The following is a 226-nucleotide window of genomic DNA, read 5'->3' as shown; positions in this document are numbered from 1 at the left end:
GTTGATGATAAAAAAGCCAAGCGACTAACCGATAAAGCCATTATTCAGCGGTGGCACAGGCTTTGTAAAGGCACTGTTCTCACTAACAAATATCTGCAAGGTGAAGAGCTAAGTAAAATTGAATGGCTCTTTCTAAATGAAACAATCAGTGAATACCGAGAACGCTTAGCTAATATCAGTTGGTTTATGCGCTTATTAAATGAAGACATTGCGCGCAGAGCTAATA

The 226-nt window shown here is 38.9% G+C and carries 1 pseudogene; it reads left to right on the top strand.

The features are described from left to right. Nucleotides 1-226: pseudogene (locus tag AAEZ18_RS19850) on the top strand (transposase); the annotation flags it as partial.

Source organism: Pseudoalteromonas sp. 19-MNA-CIBAN-0066 (genome assembly GCF_040308705.1).
GTDB lineage: Bacteria > Pseudomonadota > Gammaproteobacteria > Enterobacterales > Alteromonadaceae > Pseudoalteromonas > Pseudoalteromonas nigrifaciens.
Note: the sequence above shows the minus strand (reverse complement) of the source record. Positions and strands in the feature narration are given on the sequence as shown.